This window comes from Pectobacterium araliae (genome assembly GCF_037076465.1).
GTDB classification, from domain to species: domain Bacteria; phylum Pseudomonadota; class Gammaproteobacteria; order Enterobacterales; family Enterobacteriaceae; genus Pectobacterium; species Pectobacterium araliae.
Genome location: NZ_AP028908.1, coordinates 1,295,810 through 1,319,468, shown reverse-complemented (window position 1 = coordinate 1,319,468; position 23,659 = coordinate 1,295,810). Strand labels below are relative to the sequence as shown.

14 protein-coding genes and 3 pseudogenes are annotated in these 23,659 nt (G+C 49.7%); 10 read left to right on the top strand and 7 right to left on the bottom strand.

Features of this window, described 5'->3' with window-relative positions; all coding sequences use genetic code 11:
* The first annotated feature begins 105 nt into the window (after positions 1-105).
* From AACH44_RS05845 to AACH44_RS05830, 4 genes are read left to right on the top strand one after another with little or no spacing between them, the layout of a single operon-like run.
* Complete coding sequence (locus AACH44_RS05845; protein WP_261848216.1) at positions 106-483, top strand: ArsC family reductase; 378 nt, start codon at positions 106-108, stop codon at positions 481-483.
* Position 484: 1 nt separating this feature from the next.
* Complete coding sequence (dapE, locus tag AACH44_RS05840) at positions 485-1,612, top strand: succinyl-diaminopimelate desuccinylase (protein WP_261848215.1); 1,128 nt, start codon at positions 485-487, stop codon at positions 1,610-1,612.
* Positions 1,609-2,283, top strand: coding sequence for a M15 family metallopeptidase (locus AACH44_RS05835; protein WP_261848214.1), 675 nt, complete (start codon positions 1,609-1,611; stop codon positions 2,281-2,283). Before dapE ends, AACH44_RS05835 begins: the two co-directional genes overlap by 4 nt.
* A gap of 2 nt (positions 2,284-2,285) precedes the next feature.
* Positions 2,286-2,477 (top strand): YpfN family protein, encoded by a 192-nt coding sequence (locus tag AACH44_RS05830; RefSeq protein ID WP_261848213.1) that lies wholly within the window; start codon positions 2,286-2,288, stop codon positions 2,475-2,477.
* A 63-nt stretch (positions 2,478-2,540) separates the two neighbouring features.
* On the opposite strand, the pseudogene AACH44_RS05825 reads toward AACH44_RS05830, so the two are convergent.
* Positions 2,541-3,032: pseudogene (locus AACH44_RS05825) on the bottom strand (LysR family transcriptional regulator).
* On the opposite strand from AACH44_RS05825, the gene AACH44_RS21190 reads away from it, so the two are divergent.
* The 3 genes and pseudogenes from AACH44_RS21190 to AACH44_RS05810 form a co-directional block, all read left to right on the top strand.
* Positions 2,979-3,299 (top strand): AtuA-related protein, encoded by a 321-nt coding sequence (locus AACH44_RS21190; RefSeq protein ID WP_425606647.1) that lies wholly within the window; start codon positions 2,979-2,981, stop codon positions 3,297-3,299. The pseudogene AACH44_RS05825 and the gene AACH44_RS21190 sit on opposite strands and share 54 nt — an antisense overlap.
* Positions 3,300-3,468: 169 nt before the next feature.
* Positions 3,469-3,549: pseudogene (locus AACH44_RS05815) on the top strand (hypothetical protein); the annotation flags it as partial.
* 102 nt (positions 3,550-3,651) lie between these two features.
* Positions 3,652-3,804, top strand: a pseudogene (locus AACH44_RS05810) (acetyl-CoA C-acetyltransferase); the annotation flags it as partial.
* Between the two features lie 86 nt (positions 3,805-3,890).
* On the opposite strand, the gene AACH44_RS05805 reads toward AACH44_RS05810, so the two are convergent.
* The 6 genes from AACH44_RS05805 to AACH44_RS05780 form a co-directional block, all read right to left on the bottom strand.
* Entirely contained in the window at positions 3,891-5,561 is a 1,671-nt protein-coding gene (locus AACH44_RS05805; RefSeq protein WP_261848211.1) for a methyl-accepting chemotaxis protein, read from the bottom strand.
* Positions 5,562-5,916: 355 nt separating this feature from the next.
* A complete protein-coding gene (gene ypfH, locus AACH44_RS05800) occupies positions 5,917-6,534 on the bottom strand; it encodes an esterase (RefSeq protein WP_261848210.1) in 618 nt (205 codons plus the stop codon).
* An 82-nt stretch (positions 6,535-6,616) separates the two neighbouring features.
* Positions 6,617-7,858, bottom strand: a complete 1,242-nt coding sequence (sbmA, locus tag AACH44_RS05795; protein WP_261848209.1) for a peptide antibiotic transporter SbmA — start codon at positions 7,856-7,858, stop codon at positions 6,617-6,619.
* A 70-nt stretch (positions 7,859-7,928) separates the two neighbouring features.
* Positions 7,929-10,301 (bottom strand): TonB-dependent siderophore receptor, encoded by a 2,373-nt coding sequence (locus AACH44_RS05790; protein WP_261848208.1) that lies wholly within the window; start codon positions 10,299-10,301, stop codon positions 7,929-7,931.
* A 529-nt stretch (positions 10,302-10,830) separates the two neighbouring features.
* Complete coding sequence (sbmA, locus tag AACH44_RS05785; RefSeq protein ID WP_338659526.1) at positions 10,831-12,018, bottom strand: peptide antibiotic transporter SbmA; 1,188 nt, start codon at positions 12,016-12,018, stop codon at positions 10,831-10,833.
* A 66-nt stretch (positions 12,019-12,084) separates the two neighbouring features.
* A complete protein-coding gene (locus AACH44_RS05780; protein WP_338659525.1) occupies positions 12,085-14,460 on the bottom strand; it encodes a TonB-dependent receptor in 2,376 nt (791 codons plus the stop codon).
* An 811-nt stretch (positions 14,461-15,271) separates the two neighbouring features.
* On the opposite strand from AACH44_RS05780, the gene AACH44_RS05775 reads away from it, so the two are divergent.
* From AACH44_RS05775 to AACH44_RS05765, 3 genes are all read left to right on the top strand, one after another.
* Positions 15,272-19,537 carry an Ig-like domain-containing protein gene (locus AACH44_RS05775; protein ID WP_338659524.1) on the top strand — a complete coding sequence of 1,422 codons (4,266 nt, stop codon included), beginning with the start codon at positions 15,272-15,274 and terminating at the stop codon, positions 19,535-19,537.
* Positions 19,537-21,135, top strand: a complete 1,599-nt coding sequence (locus AACH44_RS05770) for a family 43 glycosylhydrolase (RefSeq protein WP_338659603.1) — start codon at positions 19,537-19,539, stop codon at positions 21,133-21,135. The genes AACH44_RS05775 and AACH44_RS05770 overlap by 1 nt, the downstream gene beginning before the upstream one ends.
* 82 nt (positions 21,136-21,217) lie before the next feature.
* Positions 21,218-23,644 (top strand): glycoside hydrolase family 127 protein, encoded by a 2,427-nt coding sequence (locus AACH44_RS05765; protein WP_261848203.1) that lies wholly within the window; start codon positions 21,218-21,220, stop codon positions 23,642-23,644.
* The last annotated feature ends 15 nt before the right edge of the window (positions 23,645-23,659 follow it).

Genomic DNA, 23,659 nt, shown 5'->3' with positions numbered 1-23,659 from the left:
CTTTTTTCGGCATGCTGGGCTATCGCACGATTAGGCTCCACCAAGCCGCGCTGTCCAGTACAGCAATCGTCATGCAACCTAATAAGCAGAAAGGATTTTACCCCTATGGCGCTAACCCTATACGGCATCAAAAACTGTGACACTATAAAGAAAGCGCGCCGCTGGCTGGAGGATCAACAGGTAGCGTTCCACTTTCATGATTACCGTGCCGACGGTCTGGATGAACCACTGCTACAGCGTTTTATCGATCAACTGGGGTTTCAGGCCTTACTCAACACACGCGGGACGACCTGGCGTAAGCTCAGCGAAGAACAGCGTGAACGGATCAACAGCGATACCCGCGACAGCGCAGAGGCTGCTAAAAATCTGATGCTGGAACAGCCAGCAGTGATTAAACGACCGTTGCTGATTGCCGATGACGGCAATGCACTACTTGGATTCAGTATCGACAGCTATCAGAAATTTATTGCGGAGAACAAATAACGTGTCTTGCCCAGTCATAGAACTCGCTCAACAGTTAATTAAACGCCCTTCCCTCAGCCCAAATGACGAGGGCTGCCAGGCACTCATGATTGAACGCCTGACGGCGATCGGCTTTACCGTCGAAGCGATGGATTTTGGCGATACCCAAAATTTCTGGGCATGGCGCGGCGCGGGAAAAACGCTGGCCTTTGCCGGACACACCGATGTGGTTCCCAGCGGCGATGAAACCCACTGGCAGCACCCGCCGTTTGAGCCCATCATTCGTGACGGCATGCTGTACGGCCGCGGCGCGGCAGACATGAAAGGTTCACTGGCCGCGATGGTGATTGCCGCCGAGCGCTTTGTCGCCGCCCACCCGAATCATCAAGGGCGTCTCGCGTTCCTGATTACGTCGGACGAAGAAGCCAGCGCCGTTAACGGCACGGTAAAAGTGGTTGAGGCGCTGATGGCGCGCAACGAACGATTGGACTATTGTCTGGTCGGCGAGCCGTCCAGTACGCATGCCGTGGGCGATGTCGTCAAAAACGGCCGTCGGGGTTCTATCACCGCGAATTTGCGCGTACACGGCGTACAAGGGCACGTTGCCTATCCTCATCTGGCAGACAACCCCGTTCACCGCGCAGCACCGGCACTCAACGAACTGATCGCTACCGAGTGGGATCAGGGCAACGAATTCTTCCCGCCAACCACCATGCAAATAGCCAATATTCAGGCGGGTACGGGGAGTAATAACGTCATCCCCGGTGAGCTGTTTGTACAGTTTAATTTCCGCTTCAGCACCGAATTAACCGATGTGTTAATCCAGCAACGCGTCGCAGAATTACTGGATCGCCACCAGCTTAATTACACCATCGACTGGAAGCTCTCCGGCCAGCCATTCCTGACCGCTCGCGGCGAACTGGTCGATGCCGTGGTGAATGCCGTCGGACATTACAATGAAGTTACACCAGAACTTCTGACCAATGGTGGCACCTCCGATGGACGATTCATTGCCCGCATGGGCGCACAGGTGGTTGAGCTAGGCCCCGTCAACGCCACAATCCATAAAGTGGACGAATGCGTCAGCGCAGCAGATCTGCAACTGCTGAGCCGGATGTACCAGCGCATTATGGAGCAGCTCATCGCATGATGACGCCAGCTATGTTAACCGGTAAAAGCGACCAGCATTTAGTCGCTTTACATGGTCGCCATCGTCTTCAGCCAGAGGCGGTAACCGCGTTTCGGGCGCTACAGCAGGCGGCCAAAGCGGCAGGGTTTAACCTACAGCCTGCCAGTACGTTTCGTGATTTCGAGCGCCAGCGCCAGATCTGGAATGGCAAATTTCGCGGCGAACGTCCCGTCATGGATGCCAACAGCCAGCCGCTGGACGTGTTATCTCTGGACGAAAGTGCACGCTGTGAGGCAATTCTGCGCTGGTCTGCGATGCCCGGTTCCAGTCGTCACCACTGGGGCAGCGATCTGGATATTTACGATCCTGATTTATTACCCGCAGGCAGCTCGCTCCAGTTGGAACCGTGGGAATATGAAGAAGGCGGTTATTTTACCGCTCTGAGTGCATGGCTGAGTGCGCATATGCATGAATACGGTTTTTATCGGCCTTATGCACACGATCTCGGCGGTGTCGCAGCCGAACCCTGGCATATCAGCTATTATCCATTAGCACAGTATGCGGAAGAACAGCTTACGCCGGATCTCATCCTTGCTGCCTGGCAAGACGAAGATATTGCGGGCTACCACTGGCTCTGCCAGCACCTGCCGCAACTGTTTACCCGTTACATTCATAACGTTGATGAGGCGTAACCATGGCATGGCTGGCTGATTACTGGTGGATAATTCTGATTGTCCTGATAGGCATGCTGATTAACGGCATCAAAGAATTGCGCAACGTTGACCATACGCGTTTTCTGCTCAACAAACCGAAATTGCCCCCGCATCGTGACAACAACGATAAATGGGACAATGAAGACGACGACTGGCCGCAGAAAAAGCCCTGACATCGGTCATCGCCAAACTACCTGCACGCGAGCGAAGTCCCGCGCTGCGGGCGGTTTGGATTCTCACGCTGCGGGAACAAAACTTTCCGCCCGCTCCAGAAGAAAATCATAAAACTCTTTCGCGCACACCGACAATTGGCGTTCTTTATCCGTCACCAGATAGATGCCACGCTGTAGTGATAAATCCCTAAACGGAATAATCGCAATGTCTTTGTGCTGAAACTGAAACCGCGTCAGCCCCGTCACAAGACTCACACCATAATTTGCTGCCACCAGCCCCATCATGGTGGTCAACTAACGCACTTCAAGCACGTAGTTAAAGCCCTCCGGCTCGATAAGCTGATCGGTGTATTGCCGAATGCTAGTGCCTTTGCAGAACCCGACAAACGGGTATTGCGCTACATCGGCGACATCAACACTGTCACGCTGCGCCAGCAGGTGCGAGTGCTGGCAAATCAGATAAAAACTATCGGCAAATAGCATGCGGGAACTGAATGCAGGCTGAGAGAGATTTATTTTCTGAGCAGCGCGCGTGAAATTATCCGTTTCAGTCAGCGCGATAAAGGCAAGACCTCCAATATTTCGCTCATTGCCTACCGTGCGGAAGATTACGACGTACTGAAAGAAAAGATCACTGCCGAAAAAGTGAAATCCTGGTTTGCCGATATCGTAACAGGCGATGTCGTTCGCTATGAGTTACCCAGCATTGGCGCACTGAACTTCGTCATGTACGGCGCACTCGGCGGCGGTGTCACCCGCTCGCTGGCGCTGGATATGCACGGCAAGGGATTAAGTTCGGCCATACTGGATATCAATATTTAATTCGATAACAGAGAAACGGGTGGGATTTATATATTCCCCACCCTATTTTCTAAATAACACAAATTTGCCGCCACGATTAACAGGTATTTATTTACCTATGGGGAATCGTGCGGCCATTTTCAGAGAAATAACTTTCAGAGTAAACACGCAATGAATAATAAAGTCATTGATGCCAGCCATTTCCGTTCTTATTTATTTGAAGGCCGTCGTGCTGGGCGCACAGTCTATCCTATCCGGTGACAATCAGGTCTGCGTGACGGGCGGGATGGAAAACATGAGCGCCGCGCCCTATCGGCTCACGCGTGAAGAGCAAGATCGGGTGGCGCTGGCATCACAGCAGAAAGCCGTTGCCGCGATTGAAGCGGGTCACCCTATCGGCGCAAGCGGTGCACGCATTCTCGTCACGCGGGTACACGCGCTGCATAACTATAACAAAACGTTGGGATTAGCGACGCTGTGCATCGGCGGTGGTCAAGGTATCTCCATGATCGTCGAACGCGTTTAAAGCGGGTTATTGCCAGCAAAATCAATGCAGGCCATAACAGCCTGCATTGATTTGTTTGTGCTATACGTTTCAACCCAACACCTCGGTTAAAACATTTCCCAATTCGCATTCGATGATCTGCCAGACGTAGGTTTGGGCAATAGCGATGTCGGTAATGCAGCAGGAGAAGGACCGCTCTCGACACGATGTGCCTGCGCTGTCGCCCGATTAATGTTGAACACCTCAACCGCGTTCTGCAAAAATTTGGCCTGCTCTTCCAATGCGGCGGCGGCAGAAGCCGATTCTTCCACCAACGTGGCATTTTGTTGCGTAACGCGATCCATTTCGGTGATCGCCTGTCCCACCTGATCAATACCGCGGCTTTGTTCGTCCGACGCAGAGGCGATTTCGCCCATGATATCCGTCAATTGGCTCACCGCGTCGACGATTTTTTTCATTGTATCGCCCGCTTCGTTAACCTGTGCCGACCCCGTACTGACTCGGCTGACCGAATCGTCGATCAACGATTTGATCTCTTTTGCCGCCTGTGCGCTACGCTGTGCCAGCGTTCGCACTTCACCCGCCACCACAGCAAAACCACGCCCCTGTTCTCCCGCACGAGCCGCTTCCACCGCCGCATTCAGCGCCAGAATATTGGTTTGGAAAGCAATGCCATCAATCACGCCGGTGATGTGAGCGATTTTTTGCGAGCTATCCGAGATATCGTTCATGGTTTTCACCACATTCTCCACGACAGCCCCACCTTTCCCTGCCGTTTCCGAAGCATTTTTTGCCAGTTCGGCCGCCTGTCGGGCATTGTCCGTATTCAGCTTCACGGTGGACGTCAATTGTTCCATACTGGCCGCAGTTTCCTGCAATGATGCCGCCTGCTGTTCGGTACGGGATGACAGATCATTACTGCCAGCCGAAATTTCACTGGCTCCCGAATAGATAGCGTGTGAACTATCGCGAACCAGGCCCACCGTATTGATCAATGACTGTTGCATATGGCGTAATCCCTCTGCAAGCTGGCTCATTTCATTACGCCCGTTAGCGCTAATAGGCAACGTCAAATCACCCTCGGCGATGGCACTAATATGTCGCATTAATGCGTGTAGTGGTTGCAATAAAATACGCTGTAACCCGATCCAACTGAGAATAATCGCCAGGACAACGATCACCGTCGTTGCGCCCAATAGCCACAACATCGTTTCAAAGGCGAGATTATTTTTCCGTAGCCCCTCGTCAGATAGCTGGTTTTGTGCCGCGCGCCACGCAATATAGGCGTCCTGCATCGTGACATTAAGTGCCGTCGCCCCGTTATGCAACTTCATCGCCGATCCCGCCTGGCCTGCGGAAAGCGCATCAATAATATCATTGAGCAGTTTCTGATACGCGCTGTAGCTATCCTCAAGTTTTTTAGCAAGGTTTTCATCCATTCCCGGAGGGTTAGGAATTGACAGGTACTGTTTATAGCTGTTCTCCGATGCGGCCAACTGTGACTTCGCTTGCTGCAAGAGTGCCTGCATGCCCTCCTTATCCGCATTCCCCATCATCATATTTTGTACAATGGAACCGATAGCAATGCGCGTCTGATTCATCATGATCCATGCATCGGTAAATGCGGCAACATTCTGGTTAGAACGCTGAGAAACAAGAAACCCCTCTTTGTCGTTAATCAGCGCCCGAACCGATAACGCGCCGGTGAAAAATTGAGATATCCCTAATATAAACAAGACAATAATAAGGATGGTAATCACTTTAATACGTTTAAACATGTCACACCCTCTTTTTCCATAAGGACGATATAGTTATATCGGAAAAAAGAAGGCAAATATTTATCCTTCGGCACAAATAAAGATATTTCCACGGACAAACCGACATTTAAATATGGATTAAACAATTTAAAACATGGATAAAATAATCATCAAAAAAAATATAACCCGATAAAAATCCAGCCTTAAAAAAATAAAAACACATTGCTGATACGCGATTAGAATACGCATCGACAATAAGCTAAAAATAAAAAGGGTTGCACCAGCAGAGATTAAGACGTAAATCCCCAGGCACTTACCCAAGTAAGCGTCTAGGGATTCTTTCGACCAGCATCTTTCGGTATAGAGAAAGACCTGCTTATTTCAGGTATGCCAATGCGTGATTCAGCATGCGCTGATCGATGCCATGTCCGACACCCGGCACGGTATCCAATGTGAACTTCGTCCCCAGCGTTTTAAAACGTTGCGCCGCGGCACGTGCATGATCGACGACAATGACTCCATCGGCCTCGCCGTGAACCAAATGAACGACCACATCGCTGAATGCATTATCGGGCAATACCGCAAAACGTCCGCTGAAGGCCACAATGTGTCCGGCCAGTTTAGGTTCCGACTTTAACGCTTCCAGTGACATGATGCTCCCCTGCGAGAAACCAATCAGCGTGGTTCGGGCAAAATCCACGCCGCTTTTTTGCTGCCAGGACCGTACCGTTTCAACAAAGCGCGAGGTCACCGCTTCAATGCGTGATAGCCGATTTTCCTCTGTCACGCCCTGCACGGAAAACCATTGGCGCCCTTCGCCGAATCCCGTACTGAATGGTCCGCCAATGCTAACAACCAACGCGTCAGGAAAAGCAGTCGCAAAATAGTGGCCGATTGGTGCCATCCCAGTCGCGGTATCACCCACACCGTGAAAAAGTAAAAACAACCGCTGTGGTGCGATAGGATTTTGTACAACAACATATTCCTGATCCATTCTCTTTCTCCTGCTGGCAACCGTGCGTGGTTTATCGCCGGCAACGGCTCATTGATATATGCTATTCACTATACGCCACACATCACCGGGAAAAATCGGGATTTATTGAATGAGATGTTCCATTTTTTGCAATAACATCATCGCTTTTCTGATCGATTATCGCCTCAAAAGCCCGTAACCGTTTATAAATGGAGAGCAACTCAACAATCGTCGACCATGAGGTAATCAAATATTGAAAGGAATCACGCACCCGGTCAAACACATTGGTAATCTGCGTCATCAGGCCCAGAGTAAGCGTCCCGGCGATAATCGCTGGGAACAGTAAAATTAAGCTGAAAATGCTATCCGCTCGCAGATAGAGGAATCTTGCGATATTAAAATAGGTGTAATGAAAATAGAGTCGGAAATAATTTTTTCTGACGGCACTAAAAAATTCGGCGGCGGTTAGCGGATCAGCGCGATTTGCATGATCTTCACCGTACACCAACTCTTTCCGATAGGCGGCTTCCGTTCGCTGATTGTTAAATTCCAGACCAGGTAATTTAATACCCACCAAGGCAATCAGTCCCGTTCCTGCCAATGACCATATTGCTGCGGCTATCACCAGGCCATAAGGCATATCACCCAGTATCGGTAAAGTAGGGACATGTGGAGAAAACGTAATGAGCACCGGAAGAAACGCCACCAGCGTCATAATGGCATTAATCAAATTAATCCCCAGTCCTTCCAGCGTCGTGGCAAAGCGCATAGTATCTTCCTGCACGCGCTGCGCTGCACCTTCGATATGGCGCAATATCTGCCAGTGAGTGATGTAGTATTCGTTCATCGCACTTCGCCAGCGAAAAATATAGTGGCTGACCAGAAACAGATTCAAAACGCTCACCGCAACAGAAAGCATAATGATTCCGAGAAAGGTAAAAACCTCCTGATATAATGCCGACGCGGTTATCGAACCTTGGGTAACCAGCGCTTTTTGAATCAAGTCATAAAAAGGCCCGTACCAGGCATTCAGCGCCACGCCGATTTCCACTGAAAAATAAGCCATAAAAATAATTAATGCTGAACCGAGTACCGACCAATACTGCCAGCGATGGGGATAAACCAAAAACCAAAAGATGGAAAATAACGCCACCGAGATCAGGTAGTAACCATAAAACCACAGGTAGGGTAACGAAATAAATCGACTGACATTCGTCGGCAACGAACTGTTTGCGATCCCCACATCATCACGAACCCAACCGTACCAGACGGAAATACAAAACGTACTCCATATCAAGGCTGAAAGGAAAAACGACTTAGGTTTGGGGAAAAAAGATTTGAACATAGTGGATCTCTATACAGCATGATGGACAAGCAGGGCTTCAGAGATAAGCTCCAGCCCCACATTGATCAGATTAAAACTGATAACTGGCGGTCAGCAAAAACGAGCGCGGTTGCTGCAATGGTACAAACTGCGGTTCGCCACCAAGTGATGAGACGTAGAGATCCTGATTAAAGAGATTTTTAACCGTGAAATTCAGACCGTATTTACCATAGATGTAGGCCAGACTGGCATCGGTTTGTAGCTGAGCAGGAATGGTGTACGCTTTCTGGCGATCCATGTTTGCCGCACTGGAATAGGTCAACCCCACACCAGCAGAAAACCCGCTAAGCTGGGGCGATTGGAACTGATAGTTTGCCCACAGACTGGCGTGATGACGTGGTAATGCTTCATGCGCATCGCTATCCACGCTGAAATCCGTTTTGCCGTAATTATAGTGGCCGATAATATCCAGCCCAGGTAATACGTTCCCTTGAACATCGACCTCAAATCCCTCACTGGAATATCCCGGCCCCGAGACATAATCCTCCGAGGTATAACTAAAATATTGATAATTATTGAATCTGATTCGATAAGCCGCCGTGGTAATGCTTAGTCGGCTATCAAGCAAATCAAATTTTAGCCCCACTTCATTCTGTTTACTGATCTGGGAAGGAAGCAGATCACCATTGTTTTTTCGGTAGGAAGGGGGTTGATAGCCTTTAATGTAATTACCATAAATAGCAACCCAGGGGGTGATTTCATACAATAGCCCAACGGAAGGCGACCAGACCTCTTCCCTCTCACTGTCGCTGGCTTCACTATGATTGAACACACCGTGCCACTCGCTGCTATAACGCAAACCGGAGGTAAGATGCCAGTCGTTGTAATCCACGTTCTGCTGTAGGAAAGCGCCAAGTGGTCGGCTTTCACCATAGTATTTTCGATAAGGTGCTTTCGCCGATGGCAAATCCGGCAAAGGTTGCTGGATAGGGACATTATACCAGTCACCAAAAGACAACGCCTGATAGGTCACCGAATTGGTACGCGATGCAGAGACACCCACAATGCTGGTAGAGGCTAAATCCCCCCATTCATACTTCGCTTTCAGATAGTTTTCGGTATCTAACGCACGGCTTTCGCCTCCCTGACTAAAGGTATTGAGCCAGACCGTCATATCCTCTGCTAATTCGAGCCCATTATACCAACCATATTGATAAGACTGGCTATCGTCATAGGTTGCTTTACTGAAAAATGTCCAGTGGTCAGACAGCACTTGTTCCAGACTGTAACTGAAAACATTTTGCCGCAGGGTCAGTTTGTCATCTTTGCGTCCCAATGGCTCAGGAAGGTTCCCGGTCCAGGGTTTACCGTGGTACATCACCGTGTAAGGGTTAAATGGCGTGGTTCGGACATTACGGCTGAAACTCAACGTAAAATCAGTGGTGTCATCTTTCCAGCGTAGTGACGGCGCAAAATAAAAATCTTTTTTGCCATCGTAATGTGCCGCATTGCGATCACTTTTACTTCCCGAGGTGATAACCCGATAACTTAAGCGTCCGTCATCATTTAATGCGCCAGTGCTATCAAGACCGAGTTGGTGCTCATTATAACTACCGTAGCCGATGTTTATTTCATTTCTGGCTTCAGCCTGAGGTTTTTTCCGCACAATATTGACAACGCCGCCCGGAGAGCTTGATCCCACCAGAATTGCCCCCGGTCCTTTAAGGACTTCAACCGACTCAAGTGCAATAGCAGGGAAATCCAATGGCGTGCTACTGGACGACGCATTAAACCCTTCAACCAGAACGCTGGCCTGGTATCCGCGAATATTAACGCTGGAGGATCCCAGCGAACTGGGCATCACCGTCACGCCGGAAACATTGCGTAATACATCACTCACTGTCTGAGCCGATTGTTTACGCATAACCTCACTGTTAACGACCGCCACAGACTGTGGTGTCAATTGTAAAGGTGCACCGCTACGTGTTGTTGCCGTGTTTGAGGATAAAAATCCCTCTTCCCCCGCAGCGCTGACCGTAATACCCGGCAGCGTTTTATTATCGGATTTTGCCGTATCCACATCTTGAGATCGGGACGAAACAATGGTCAGCGTACCATTATCCGTGGTGATTAATACCAGTGGTGTGCCTTGTAGCAGACTTAAAACAGCCTGTCGGGTTGAGTAGTTGCCCACTAACGCGGCACTTTGATAATCCACCACCAGTGCAGGATTAAAAGAAATGGTCTGTTTGCTTTGTTCAGCAATCGCCAATAATCCTTTTTGCAAGTCCCCCGCTGGAATAGCAAACGAGGTAGTGTCATTTACACCCACCGCATAGGTTAGCATCGGAGTTGCCGTCGCCCCGAGTAATAACACAGTATTGATATTCAACATACTGGTGAAAAACAGACGCTTCTTAAGACCTGCGCCGGAGGTGTTGCGCGTATCATATCTCTTTTTCATACTTTCATTTTTCCCTAGCTAATTATGGTGACTTACAGATTTTTATTAATCTTCTTATGTTCTGTGCATCGATAAAGGAAAAATGACAACAAGAATAAATTTCTTTTTAATTAATAATCAATAAAAAAATAAATTTATAAATTGAAAAGAACCAGCATCCCATTAATACATAAAACAAACACTTATCATCACAACAAAAATCGATACATTCCTTCTTTTTTTATAAAAAAACCAGAATAAAATATATTTAAAATTAATCAAATATCACAAAATTAGATAATGATAGCAAAGAATATCATTTGATTAATCTGTATTTTTATTACATCGCCGATATCACTGGCTTTTACTATTAAAGAATGCAGATCATGACAATAAACCATGAAAAAAACATGGGATTCTCGAGGTATGACAATCAGGAGGTTGATGCGTTCTCACTTCCTGATTGTCATATAATTGAAAGTAGATACTTATGTGCCATCGAGAAAAATTGGGATTTTTTGAATAAGCTATACCATTTTTTGCAATAAGATTATATTTCTTCTTTATCCATTACCGATTCAAATGCACGTAAACGTTTATAAATTGAGAGTAATTCGATAATCGTCGACCAAGAATTGATCAAATATTGAAATGAATAACGCACCCGGTCAAACACATTGGTAATTTGAGTAATCAGGCCCAGAGTTAGCGTACCGGCAATAATCGCCGGGAATAGCAGTAGTAGACTGAAAATATTGTCCAGGCTAAGGTAGAACATTCGTGCGACATTGAAGTAGGTATAATGAAAATAAAGTCGAAAATAATTTTTCCTGACGGCGGTAAACAACACTGCCGCAGTTAACGGGTCAGCGCGATCCGCATGATCTTCGCCATAGACCAACTCTTTACGGTAGGCGGCTTCCACCCGTTGGTTGTTAAACTCCAGGCCAGGTAATTTAATGCCGATCAACGCAATCAGCCCCGTTCCCACCAACGACCATGCCACTGCGGCGATCACCAGACCGTAAGGAATATCGCCCAGCAACGGCAGATTACCGACGTGTTTGGAGAGCGTAGCCAGCACCGGAAGAAACGCGACCAGCGTCATGATAGACTGGATAAGTTGAATCCCTAGCCCTTCCAACGTAGAGGCGAAACGCATAGTGTCTTCCTGTACGCGCTGCGACGCACCCTCAATATGGCGCAATACCGACCAATGCGCGATGTAGAACTCATTCATTGCGCTGCGCCAACGGAAAATATAGTGGCTGGTCAGAAACAGGTTAAAAACACCTACCGTCAGGGAAAGCAAGGTAATACGCAATACCGTGAAAATGCCCTGATAAAATTCCGCCAACGTTACCGCACCAGGTTGGGTCAACGCTTTCTGGATCAAATCATAAAAAGGCCCATACCAGGCATTCAGTGTCACACCGATTTCAACCGAAAAATTCATCATAAAAATGATTAAGATCGAGCCCAGCACCGACCAACGTTGCCAGCGATGGGGACAAAACAAAAGCCAGAAGATGCCAAATGACATCGAGGCTATCAGGTAATAACAGTAAAACCACAAATAAGGCCACGACACAAATCGACTGACAGTCACCGGTAATGTGGTGTCGGTAAATCCCGCATAATCGCGCACCCATACGAACCAAACCACAATACAAAACACGCTCCATACCAGAGCAGAAAAGAAAAAAGGCTTAGGATTGGGGAAAAAAGATTTGAACATAAATAGATAAATACCACGTAATAAATAAATGGGTTCCTGAGCACACATCCAGGAACCCGTATCGGATTAAAACTTATAACTGGCCGTCAGCAGAAACGAGCGCGGCTGTAGTAGCGGGACAAACTGAGGTTGTCCGCTTGGTGTGCCAACATAGAGATCTTCGTCGAAAATATTTTTGACAGTCAGGTCCAGACTATAATTACGGTAGCTATACCCTACTCTGACATCGGTTTCCAACTGTGAAGGAACGGTGTAATTTTTTCCTGCATTGACCGAATAAATAGCACTGCTGTATATCATTCCCAGTCCGGTGGAGAATCCTTCTAACAGGGGAGACTGAAAATCATAATCTAACCATAACGAAGCCCGTTGCTGGGGGTTCCCCAACCGTTTGGTTGCACCTGCGCCGACATTACTTTTGAGAAGATTATAATTGCCAATAACGTTCAATCCAGGCAATACATTACCCTGGATATCCAGTTCAATTCCCCGGAGGCTGCCTTTATTCGGAGAAATGGCATAACCACCTTCATTATTATCGAAATAGACACTGTTTTTATATTGAATACGATAAGCCGACGTTGTCACGCTGAGACGACTATCGAGTAGGTCAAATTTTAAGCCGAATTCATTTTGCGAAGTGATCGGTGCAGGCAATAAAGCCCCATTTTTATCGAAATAGTTCGAAGGTTGGTATCCTTTCTGGTGACTACCATAAATAGCAACCCAGGGAGTAATTTCATACAGCAGCCCAACCGAAGGCGACCAGACTTCCTCACGCTCATTGGCGTTGGCCTCGCCATGATTGAATACCCCGTGCCATGAGCTATCATAACGTAAGCCCGTTGCTAGGTGCCAACGGTCATAGTCGATATTCTGTGAGACAAATCCACCCAATGGTCGCTGCTCTGACCATGCTTTTGTATGCGCATTCTTGGCAAACGGCAAATTAGGCAGAGGTTCGCGAATGGAGATTAAGGTCCAGTTATTCGACCAGTAGGTAGGGAAAGACGTATTATTTTGCCGGGTAGCAGAGACACCCAATACCGTCGTGGATTTCACGTCATCCCAGTGATATTCGGCACGTAGATAATTTTCAGTATTAAGAGAACGATAATGCCCCCCTTGAGCAAACGAATTTAGGTAGGTAGTCATATCATCATTAAGCGGGTAGGCATTATACCAGCCATACTGCCACGACTCGCTGTTCTCGTAACTGGCCTTACTGACCCAGGTCCACTGGTCGGACAACGTCTGCTCTAGATTGTAATAATAAACACTCTGCCGCAGTTTGAATTGATCGTTCTTATTACCTAACGGTTTCGGCAGGTCACCCGTCCAAGGTTTTCCCCTATACATTAAGGTATAGGGCATAAAGGGCGTAGTTTGGATATTCCGGGTAAAACCCAGTTGAAAATCCGTCGTATCATCTTTCCAACCTAAGGTTGGTGAAAAATAAGACTCTTTCTTACCGTCGTAATGCGCGGCACTATCATCACTTTGTGCCCCTGCAGCAATGAGACGATAGCTCAAACGCCCATCATCAGTTAATGCCCCGGTACTATCAATCTCCAACCTTCGTTCATTGTAACTGCCATATCCCAATTTTATTTCATGCGCAGGCTTGGCCTGAGGTTTTTTTCTTACCAAATTGACAATACCGCCATTAGAACCGGCACCATTCAGCATCGCTGAAGGTCCTTTGATTACCTCGACAGAGTCTAATGCAATAGCAGGAAGGTTAAGGGGCGAACTGCCTGAAACATTCAAACCATCAATAAGTACATTAGATTGATAACCACGAATTTGGACGGTAGAGCTTCCAAGCGATCCAGGCAACACGGTAACGCTGGATATATTACGCAATGCATCGGTGACGTTTCTGGCAGATTGCTTTTCCATGACGTTGCTGTTCACAACATTAATGGTTTGAGGGGTAGTTCGCAATGGCGCACCGCTACGCGTTGTTGTCGTACTCGAAGACAAAAAGCCATCATCCCCCGTTGCGCTAACCGTGATACTTGGCAAGGTTTTACTATTGGCATTCGCCACATCAGCATTATCAGATTGGGAGGTGATAATGGTCAACGTGCCATTATTCGTCGTAGTTAACAATAATGGCGTACTCTGTAGCAGACGTAAAATCGCCTGCCGGGTCGAGTAATTACCGGTTAACGCGGCACTTTGATAATTCACCACCAATGCAGGATTAAAGGAAATAGTCTGCTTGCTTTGTTCTGCAATGGCCAATAATCCTTTTTGCAAATCACCAGAAGGAATCGAAAATGCAATGGTGTCATTCTCGCTCGCAGCATAGGTTGTTATAGGTATTACCGTGCTCCCCAAAAGCAATGCGGTATTAATATTAAGCACCCCAGTTAAAAAGATACGCCTCCTCACATCAAGACCAGAAGAGCGAGAGATACCGTATTTATTTTTCATTTTTCACTTTCCCTTTGTCAGTTATTTTGGTTTAGAAAATTATTATTCCCCTCTGTTTGCTTTGTGTGGCAACAAAGAAAAAGCGACAATGAAAATAAATTTATTTATTATAAAAGTCACTTTAAATAAAAAATAAATCAGGCGTAAAAATCTATTTAAGCGATGCGTTTAAATTAAAAATATTGAACATATTTTAAAAAACAATTTTTTATCCTATATTTGTGAAAATTTCAGAATTAAATAAAGGATACATTTCGTGAATATTATAATATCAAATAAACATAGCAAAAAAATGTATTTGACTAATTATATCTCTCTCTTCAATTATGAAAGATTGATTATTATTTTTGTTCTTATCCTATAAATAATCCAGCAATAAAAATGCCAATTTAGATGACGATCAACATCATTAATAGCCACCTCTATTTATTGTGGATAATAAAAACCGATTTATGCTCGTCATAGCGCAACCCGGTTGACGATTTTCGATATGTTCCGACTGTCCCCCCACTACTCTGACTGAGTGCCCTCTGGGTTATCTATTATTTTGAATAAACCATTTAGCCCCCTATTGATTAGCAGCGGCTATACATTAAATGCGATTTAATCGAGTCTAAGTATCAAGTTATGTCTAACAGAAGATTTGAGTGACAAGCTTTTCCGGATCATTCTGACAATAAAGAAAAATAATTTTATTTTTATTGTCACTTTTTTCTCGTCGTTGCACAGATATATTGAATAAACAGTATGCCACTGCGGGAAAATCAAGAGCTATTACAGCGCAATAACGATATTAAGAGACAATTAAAAAATGAGGATAATTTTCCACATTACCGGACTGATTGCCGTCATGGTGTCAGCAACCATCAGCGCAAAGGAGTCAGTGTCGGTTCGTAACGCCGACATTGGGTATCCGGTATTCAAGGGATTGGCCCATCCGATTACAGACAACGGTGTTAAGTTCAAACCCGGCGGTTACTTACGACGAGTATTCGACGCTGATCAGGCACGTGGCGCCGGTAGTAATCCTGGCGAGGATTTTTGGATCGACCAAATACTGGCTCGCGAAGGTACTGGCGGGGGGTACGGGGATAGCAACAACTGGCTGTTCACCCGTGGCCGCGCCGCCTATATGTATACCCACCAACCAGAGCAACCCGGTTTTGTCGGCGAAGTCGCCTACTGGCACAAGACCGGTCATGATACGCTATTTAAGCTACAAGCAGAGCAAGACGGAAAACCGTTGCAGTTCACGGAAATCAGCGCGTTACGCCGACAGACACCAAGCTACTTCAGCACCGTGTTTGAGGATACTGCCACAGGCGTGCGCATGAATCTGGTCAAGTTCATCACCCACGAGAACGTTGCGGTGGCGGAAGCGCACCTGTCCGCGACCGACGGCAAGCCGCATGCGCTCACGCTGAAAGCGCTGTCACCGATGACCACACATGCCGATAAAGATGAATTAATTGGCGCGTTCCAGACTCGCAACGCGATTACCACCGTATTCCCTCGCTTTTCTGGCGACAACTTCCAGGTTGAAAACCAGATTTTGGTACGTGTTGTTAACGTGCCTGCCAGCGGCAAGACCCCAACAATCAAACTACAACTGGGACTGACCACGCAGGAGCTACCTGATTCGCTGGCGGCGTACCAACATATCCGCGCCCAGTCATCGCAGCAAACATACCAGCAACACGTGACCAGTTATAATCGCTGGTGGGCAGATAACCTCCCCTATCTGGATACGCCGGAGGACAACATCAACAAGTCGTTGTTCTACCGCTGGTGGCTGTTGCGCTTCAATTCCCTTGATGCCGACGTGCCGGGCAACGACTATCAGTTCCCGATCGCCATTGAGGGCGTACTGGGCTATAACAACGCCATCGTGCTAACCACGGGCATGTTTATTGACGATTTGAAGTACTTGCGCGATCCGACCTATGCTTACGGCAGTTGGATCGGCGCGGGTGAAGTCGCGGCTGGCGGTAAGTATGTCGATAATCCTGGTTCACCGGAGAACTGGTCGAGTTCCTTTACCCAATACATCACCGCAGCGGCATGGCGTGCTTACCAATTACACGGCGGCCCGATTGAGATTGCTGGCAAGCTAGCGGGTTACGGTCGTGGCGATGTCCTCAGCCTACTGCGGACCTATGACAAAAATGGCAATGGATTGATCGAGTATGACTGGTCGGCGATGACCGGTAACGACGCCGATGCAGTATCATTCGATTGGGCCAGGCTGCATGGCCAAAAAAGAATGGATCGCACCGAAAGTGCTTATGTCTACGCCAATGCGTTGGCAACAGCGCAAGCCGCGCGCTTGTCTGGAGACGCCGCGATGGCACGCGAGATGGAAACGGTGGCAGCGACCATTCGTAAGTCGGTTTTGGATCTATTGTGGCAGGACAACAGCAAAACACCTGATTCGATGGGACTGCATGGCAATTTGCTCAAACATCGTCAAGCGGCAGGTCCAAAGGCGTTAGTCGACTGGAAGGAGATCAATAATTACTACCCATTCGCCGTCGGTTTGATGCCAAAGCGCGGCGAACCTGACTATGATCCGAAGTACATTCAGGCATTGCGTCTGTTCGCAGATACCAAACAATACCCATTGTTTCCATTCTATACCGCTAACCAGGCTGACCAGTTGGCACGCGGCGATAAAGGTTCCAACAACTTCTCGGTGATTAATTCGACCGTACTGTTTCGTATTTTAAGTTCGACATTACGGGACTACCCCAGTACCTATTTGGATGAGCAGTCGTACCGCAAACTGCTGTATTGGAACGCCTGGGCGCACTACATCAATGGCGATAACCGCTATCCCGACCAAAATGAATTCTGGGCGAATGGCAGCGCCGAAAATGGTGGCAATATTGGCTACCGCTCATGGATCCACCATACCCAACTTGGGACGACCAATTTCACGATCATCGAAGATGTAGCGGGTCTGAAGCCACGCACCGACGCGAAGATCGAACTACAGCCGATCGACATTGGCTGGGACTTTTTCACTGTCGACAATCTGCGCTATCGAGATCGCGATCTTTCGATTATCTGGGATCGCGACGGTAGCCGCTATGGCGGACCAGCGGGTTATTCTGTCTACCTTGATGGTCAGTTGGCTTTCACCGTGGATCGGCTGGATCATGTGGTCTATGACCCAGCCAGCGGCCAAGTAGAGATAATACAAAACCATACCGACCAGCCGGGGGCAAAAGTGCTGACGGCTAACACGATGACCTTACCGCGGCCAGAGCAAGTCAATTTTAGTACTAACACTCGCCTTGTCGAAATGCTGGCCAAAGCGGGTATCGACGTAACATTGCCCAAAGGCGTACAAGATTGGGCCAGCAACGCCACCACGTCCTGCAGCTATGCGACCCCGGGCTTTGGTCCTGAAGGAGCAATCGATGGCAGCACCGCCAACGAACCTTTCTGGGGCACCGTGGGTTCGCCACACGGTAGTGACTGGATCGCATTGGATTTTGGCCATCCTCAGCCTATCGATGACGTTCGCCTGTATTTCTACCGCAGTTCCTCGGCGGAGGGCGCGCAGAATGGCGCTGTCACAGGAACTCGCGCTGGCTACGCGCCGCCGTGGCTGTATCTGTTGCAATACGATGACAAAGGAATATGGAAGAATGTACCAGAGCAAGTGCGCGATACCCCATTCGCCCAAGGCAACCGTAATCGGATTCGTTTTCCGCCGATCACCACGCAAAAACTGCGCGTACAAGTAACCCATGCGGGCGCGGCAAGAACCGGCATCAAAGCGATCCAAGTTTATCATACAGGGGCGGCAGCACCGCAACCAGTCAGCAATCACGCACCACAGGTACTCGCTTGGCTACAAGACGGCGGTAGGCATTTCGGTGCGTTGCAGCTGTCTGGTCAGATCGGTGATGATGGTTTACCCGATGGGAAGTTAGCCGTGCGCTGGCGTCGGGTCGACGGCCCAGCAGGGGGGGAAGCAATCATCGACGATGTCAACTCCGCAGAGACATTGGTGCGTTTTACTGCCCCAGGGCGCTACCGCTTGCGCCTCAGTGCCAGCGATGGTGCGCTGACCTCACATGCCGATGTGGTAGTGGACGCAATACCGCGAGAGAAAACTGACGACATCGAAATCCAGGGAAAAGCCAAAGCCAGCGCCGAGTACACAGCGGGTCATCATCGTTTATCTGCGCTCAATGATGGTATTGTCTCGACGCAAACCAATGGCGTAGTGCCGGCTGACCGCCGTTGGGGCAACTGGTCGGGTCGGCAACCGAAGCAGACCTGGTTGCAATACGAATGGCAACATCCGGTGCGTATTGCTTCAAGTGCGTTGCATTTCTGGAACGATCAACCAGGCGGCGGTGTCGCACCGCCCGCGGCATGGAAACTACAATATCGTCAGGATGGACGCTGGATCGACATTAATTCTGCAGCAGGTTATCCCCATAATCCTGGACCAGTTGCCAATCGAGCATACTTTGCTCCCATCGAAACCACCGCCTTACGCGCATTATTGACGGCGGCTGACAACGCTGGCGCGCCTGCTGCGTTGGGTGTGGAGGAATGGCAAGTGTTCGCCGACATACCCGAACGGTTGGAACAAATTGACGTGCGTACCGGGATTGGGCTACCACCTCACCTGCCATCCGAAATCACCGCCTGGTACCGTGATGGCAGCAAAATCAAGGTCGCGGTGACATGGCCGACCATTGACGCGGATAGATTGACCGCCGATGGTCGGGTAACATTGCGCGGACTAAGCGATGGCGGTGCCATCGTTTCGGCCACCGTCTGGGTCCGCGCAAGTGAACCCGGACAGGTGAATACTGTCGATACATTGCCTGCCATACATACCACTGTCGCGCACGCGCCTGCCCTGCCCGACTTCGCCACAGTACAGTACAATGACGGCTCACGTGAACGTCGTCCCATTATCTGGGACGCGGTGAATACTGGCTATGTGCAACCCGGTGAGTTCACAGTGGAAGGCCAAGTGGCAGGTCGGGGCAACAGCGGCACAAGAACAGTGCACATTAAGGTGATAGTCGTTTCTGGCGGTGAACAGTGATGGTTACCCAACAGAAAGAGCGGCATATACCGTTGCTGTTGCTAATATTGCTAAGTTCGGCTCTTATCACATTGCCCATCTCGGCAGAACTCACTACACGCAAGGTACAGGCGACCGCCAACCCGATTATTGCCGACGGCAACGTCTATTCGGCCGATCCGGCACCGCTGGTCGCCAATGGTCGACTGTACATTCTGGCCGGGCGCGATGAGGCAGCACCGGACGTCAATGATTTTGTCATGAAAGCCTGGCAAATGCTGGCTACCGATGACGTTGTGACCGGTAAATGGGCCCATTACCCCGCACTACTGTATCCCGAGCAAGTCTTTGCCTGGGCCACACCGGGCCGGGCCTATGCCAGCCAGATCGTAAGTGGCGCGGATGGTCGCTACTATTTATACGCACCCGTAGTGGAGCGTAATTCTACCAATACCGACCAATTCGCCATTGGCGTCGCGGTATCTGACCATCCGCTCGGACCATGGCGGGACGCGCACCCACAAGGACCGATTATTTCGCAGTCGCTACCGACCAACAACACCCTCCATAATATCGATCCGACACTACTGGTGGACGATGATAATCGCGTTTACCTGTACTGGGGATCGTTCAATCAATTGCGCGGCATTGAGTTGCAACGCGATATGGTTACACCCAAGGGCGACGCCGTGACTGTGAATACGCTGGACGGGTTCTTCGAAGCGCCGTGGTTGTTCAAGCGCAATGGCACGTATTATCTGGCTTATGCCGGCAATCAGACGGGACCGACATCGGATTGCACACCAACGCGTTATCACGCCTGCATTGCCTACGGCACTGCTCAATCCCCACTGGGTCCCTGGACTTATCGCGGTGTTGTACTCGACCCGGTGTCCTCAACCACTTCCCATCCCGGCATCATCGAATTCAAAGGGCAATGGTATCTGGTCTATCATACTGCCGATGCCAAAGGTGGCGGTCATTTTCGCCGCAGTGTGGCGATCGATAAACTGGAATGGGACGATAGCGCTACCCCCGCACGGATGCGTAAAGTCATACCAACGCGCCGTCCGCTGCCCAAAACACCACCGCAGCGCAACATCGCACCGATGGCGCAAGTTTCAGCGTCCAATGAATCGGACATTCCACGCCAGTACTGGATTGCCGCGCTCAACGACGGTGTGATCAAGGCCAATCCGCTACCGCCGGAGATGTGGGGCAGTGGGACATTAAACAACCCGTCAAGCCAGTGGATTCAGTACCGTTGGGATCACCCTGTCACCCTCAACGGCGTACGCATCGTGTTCTGGGCCGACCATCTGCCAGGCAGCAGCATCGGCGTGGCACCACCAAAATCCTGGTATCTGGCCTATCGCCAAGGTGATCGTTGGATATCGATCAACACCAAAAACGGCGACCATAATCGACCGCAACAGATTGAGTCGGTGCAGTTTGCTCCGGTGACCACTCACTGCCTGCGTGCCGTGCTTGAAGCCTCTGGCGAAGGTGAGCGACATGCCGCGCTGGCAGTGCAGGAATGGGAGGCGTTGGCACCCACACCACAGTATGTCCCTCCCACAACCACATTCGCGCCAACGCAGGAAAATGACTGTGATTAAGCAAAACAGCGCTTCTTGTCTGCTGAGTCGTCCTGGTGGTGCTAACCGAACGGTAAAACCTTCTGTAAAAGGAAAGCGATAAATGTCAATCAAGAAGCAACCGCATACGGCCACCGACCACCCGCTATCATCGCAGGTCGGCGGGCGATCGGCGGAAAAAGGTGATCCCGCCGTTGGCGATCTGTCGCGTCGGCGTTTTCTGCAATGGAGTGCACTGGCCAGCGCCGCCGGTTTTCTGCATTTCCCTCTCGCGATGGCAGCATCGGTCGCCGGCAGGATACGTCCTCTGCCACTGGCAAATGTGCGACTCATGCCATCGATCTTTCTTGAATCGCTGCAAGCCAACCGACGTTATCTACTGGAACTGGATCCCTATCGGCTACTGCACAATTTCTATCAGTTCGCCGGGCTGGAAACCAAAGGGGAAGTCTACGGTGGCTGGGAGTCGGATACCCTTGCCGGACATACGCTCGGCCACTACCTCAGTGCGTTATCGCTAACCTATGCTCAAACCGGCGATGAACCCATGCTAGAGCGGGTACACATCATTGTTGCCGAACTCGCCCGCGTGCAAGCAAAGGATGGCTACGTGGCGGGCTTCTACCGCAAAGACAGCCAGGGCAAACAGGAAAGTGGTCGTAAAGTGTTTGAGGAGGTTCAACAAGGCACCATCAATGCCGCTGCTTTCAACCTCAATGGCTGCTGGGCACCGTTGTACACCTGGCACAAGTTGCTCGCAGGCCTGCTCGACGCTCAGTCTCATTGCGGTAACGCGCAGGCCCTCGCTGTCGCAGTGAAGCTGGCTGGCTATCTGGATTGGGTTTTCTCCGCACTCGACGACAAACAAATGCAGCAAGTATTGAATACCGAATTTGGCGGCATCGGCGAATCGCTACTTGAACTGTCCGAGCGAACCAGTAACCCGCGCTGGCTGGCGCTGGGTAAGCGTTTTCGACACGCACGCATCGTCGATCCGCTAATCGTACAGCAAGACATTCTGACAGGCCACCATGCCAATACCCAGATCCCCAAGCTGATCGCTGAAGCGCGTCAATTCGAGCTGACCGGCGATGTTGATTCAGCCGCGGCCGCACGTTTCTTCTGGGAAACCGTGGTTAACCACCACACGTATGTGATCGGCGGCAACGCTGACCGTGAATACTTTCAAAGACCCGACAGCACCGTCGATTTCCTCACCGAGCAAACCTGTGAGCATTGCAATAGCTATAACATGCTCAAGCTGACCCGACACCTGTACCAGTGGACACCAGAAACGCGCTATATCGACTACTACGAACGCACGCTATATAACCACACGTTGGCAGCACAGAACCCGACTACCGGCATGTTTGCCTATATGATGCCGATGATAGCTGGCGGCACTCGCTTCTATTCAGATAAATTTCACTCCTTCTGGTGCTGCGTCGGCAGCGGTATGGAAGCTCACGCACAGTTCAGCGACACCATCTTCTGGGAAGACGGTAGCACGCTCTATGTCAATCTTTACATCCCTTGTCATCTCGATTGGAAAGCGCGCAGCTTTGCGCTGGATCTGGATAGCGGTGTGCCAACTAACGGCAAAGTGCGTCTGACCGTGCGAAAAAGTAGCGCTCAAGCACCCGCGCAGATCGCTTTACGCATTCCAGCCTGGAGCGAGGGGCGTTTTGAATTGCATATCAATGGTCAAATATCGCACAACAAAGCGGTGGACGGCTATGTGACCATCAAACGGGTCTGGATGACCGGTGATGTAATCACTCTGGATCTCGCCATCCCGCTCAGGCTGGAATCAGCTGCTGGCGCGAAGGAGGTGGTCTCCGTGTTACGCGGGCCTGTAGTGATGGCGGCCGATGTGGGATCAATGAACGAACAATACAACGCACCGGCACCGACACTGGTCGCCGACCATTCGCCGTTAGAAGGTTTTGTCGAGCTACCCGAGTCAGGTCATTATCTGGTCAAAACATCACGTCCTGTCGGCTTACGCTTCGTCCCGTTCTATGCTCAGTACGAGCGACGTAGCGCGCTGTACTTCCAACGCATGACACCACAAAACTGGGCAAATGAAGAGAAGCGCCGCGGACTTATAGCGGCAGAAAATGCCGCGTTGGTGAGCAAATCGATCGACCTGATCGAGTTCGGTAATAGCGCCTCAGAACAGGCACACCACTTAACCAGCGAGATGTCCTTCGTCGGCTACTACCGCAGAAGTCCCTGCCGCGATGTGCGTAGCGGGGGTTTCCTCGAGTTTTCGATGAAGAACAGAAATAGCCCGCTGGTGCTACGTTTGCGCTACTGGGGCAGCGATCGCGGTCGCTTCAATATTCTGATCAATGGCAAGTTGGCAGTAAAAGTAGAAGTCGACCGCTCTAGCGTCATCGATTTTGTCGATCGTGATTACCCGTTACCCAATGAATTATTGGTCGGGCAAACACTCCAGATCCGTTTCGAACCACAACGAGGCGATACCGCCGGGCCATTCTTCGGCTGCTGGCTGATGCCAGTATAGCAATGCCCCAGACCG

Excerpts from the sequence above, each read along its gene's own strand:
- AACH44_RS05770 (WP_338659603.1), top strand. The coding sequence starts at position 19,537 with ATGGTTACCCAACAGAAAGAGCGGCATATACCGTTGCTGTTGCTAATA.
- sbmA (WP_261848209.1), bottom strand. The coding sequence starts at position 7,858 with ATGTTCAAATCTTTTTTCCCCAAACCTAAGTCGTTTTTCCTTTCAGCC.
- AACH44_RS05775 (WP_338659524.1), top strand. The coding sequence starts at position 15,272 with ATGAGGATAATTTTCCACATTACCGGACTGATTGCCGTCATGGTGTCA.
- AACH44_RS05790 (WP_261848208.1), bottom strand. The coding sequence starts at position 10,301 with ATGAAAAAGAGATATGATACGCGCAACACCTCCGGCGCAGGTCTTAAG.
- AACH44_RS05805 (WP_261848211.1), bottom strand. The coding sequence starts at position 5,561 with ATGTTTAAACGTATTAAAGTGATTACCATCCTTATTATTGTCTTGTTT.
- AACH44_RS05780 (WP_338659525.1), bottom strand. The coding sequence starts at position 14,460 with ATGAAAAATAAATACGGTATCTCTCGCTCTTCTGGTCTTGATGTGAGG.
- sbmA (WP_338659526.1), bottom strand. The coding sequence starts at position 12,018 with ATGTTCAAATCTTTTTTCCCCAATCCTAAGCCTTTTTTCTTTTCTGCT.
- AACH44_RS05765 (WP_261848203.1), top strand. The coding sequence starts at position 21,218 with ATGTCAATCAAGAAGCAACCGCATACGGCCACCGACCACCCGCTATCA.
- ypfH (WP_261848210.1), bottom strand. The coding sequence starts at position 6,534 with ATGGATCAGGAATATGTTGTTGTACAAAATCCTATCGCACCACAGCGG.
- AACH44_RS05845 (WP_261848216.1), top strand. The coding sequence starts at position 106 with ATGGCGCTAACCCTATACGGCATCAAAAACTGTGACACTATAAAGAAA.
- AACH44_RS05830 (WP_261848213.1), top strand. The coding sequence starts at position 2,286 with ATGGCATGGCTGGCTGATTACTGGTGGATAATTCTGATTGTCCTGATA.
- AACH44_RS05835 (WP_261848214.1), top strand. The coding sequence starts at position 1,609 with ATGATGACGCCAGCTATGTTAACCGGTAAAAGCGACCAGCATTTAGTC.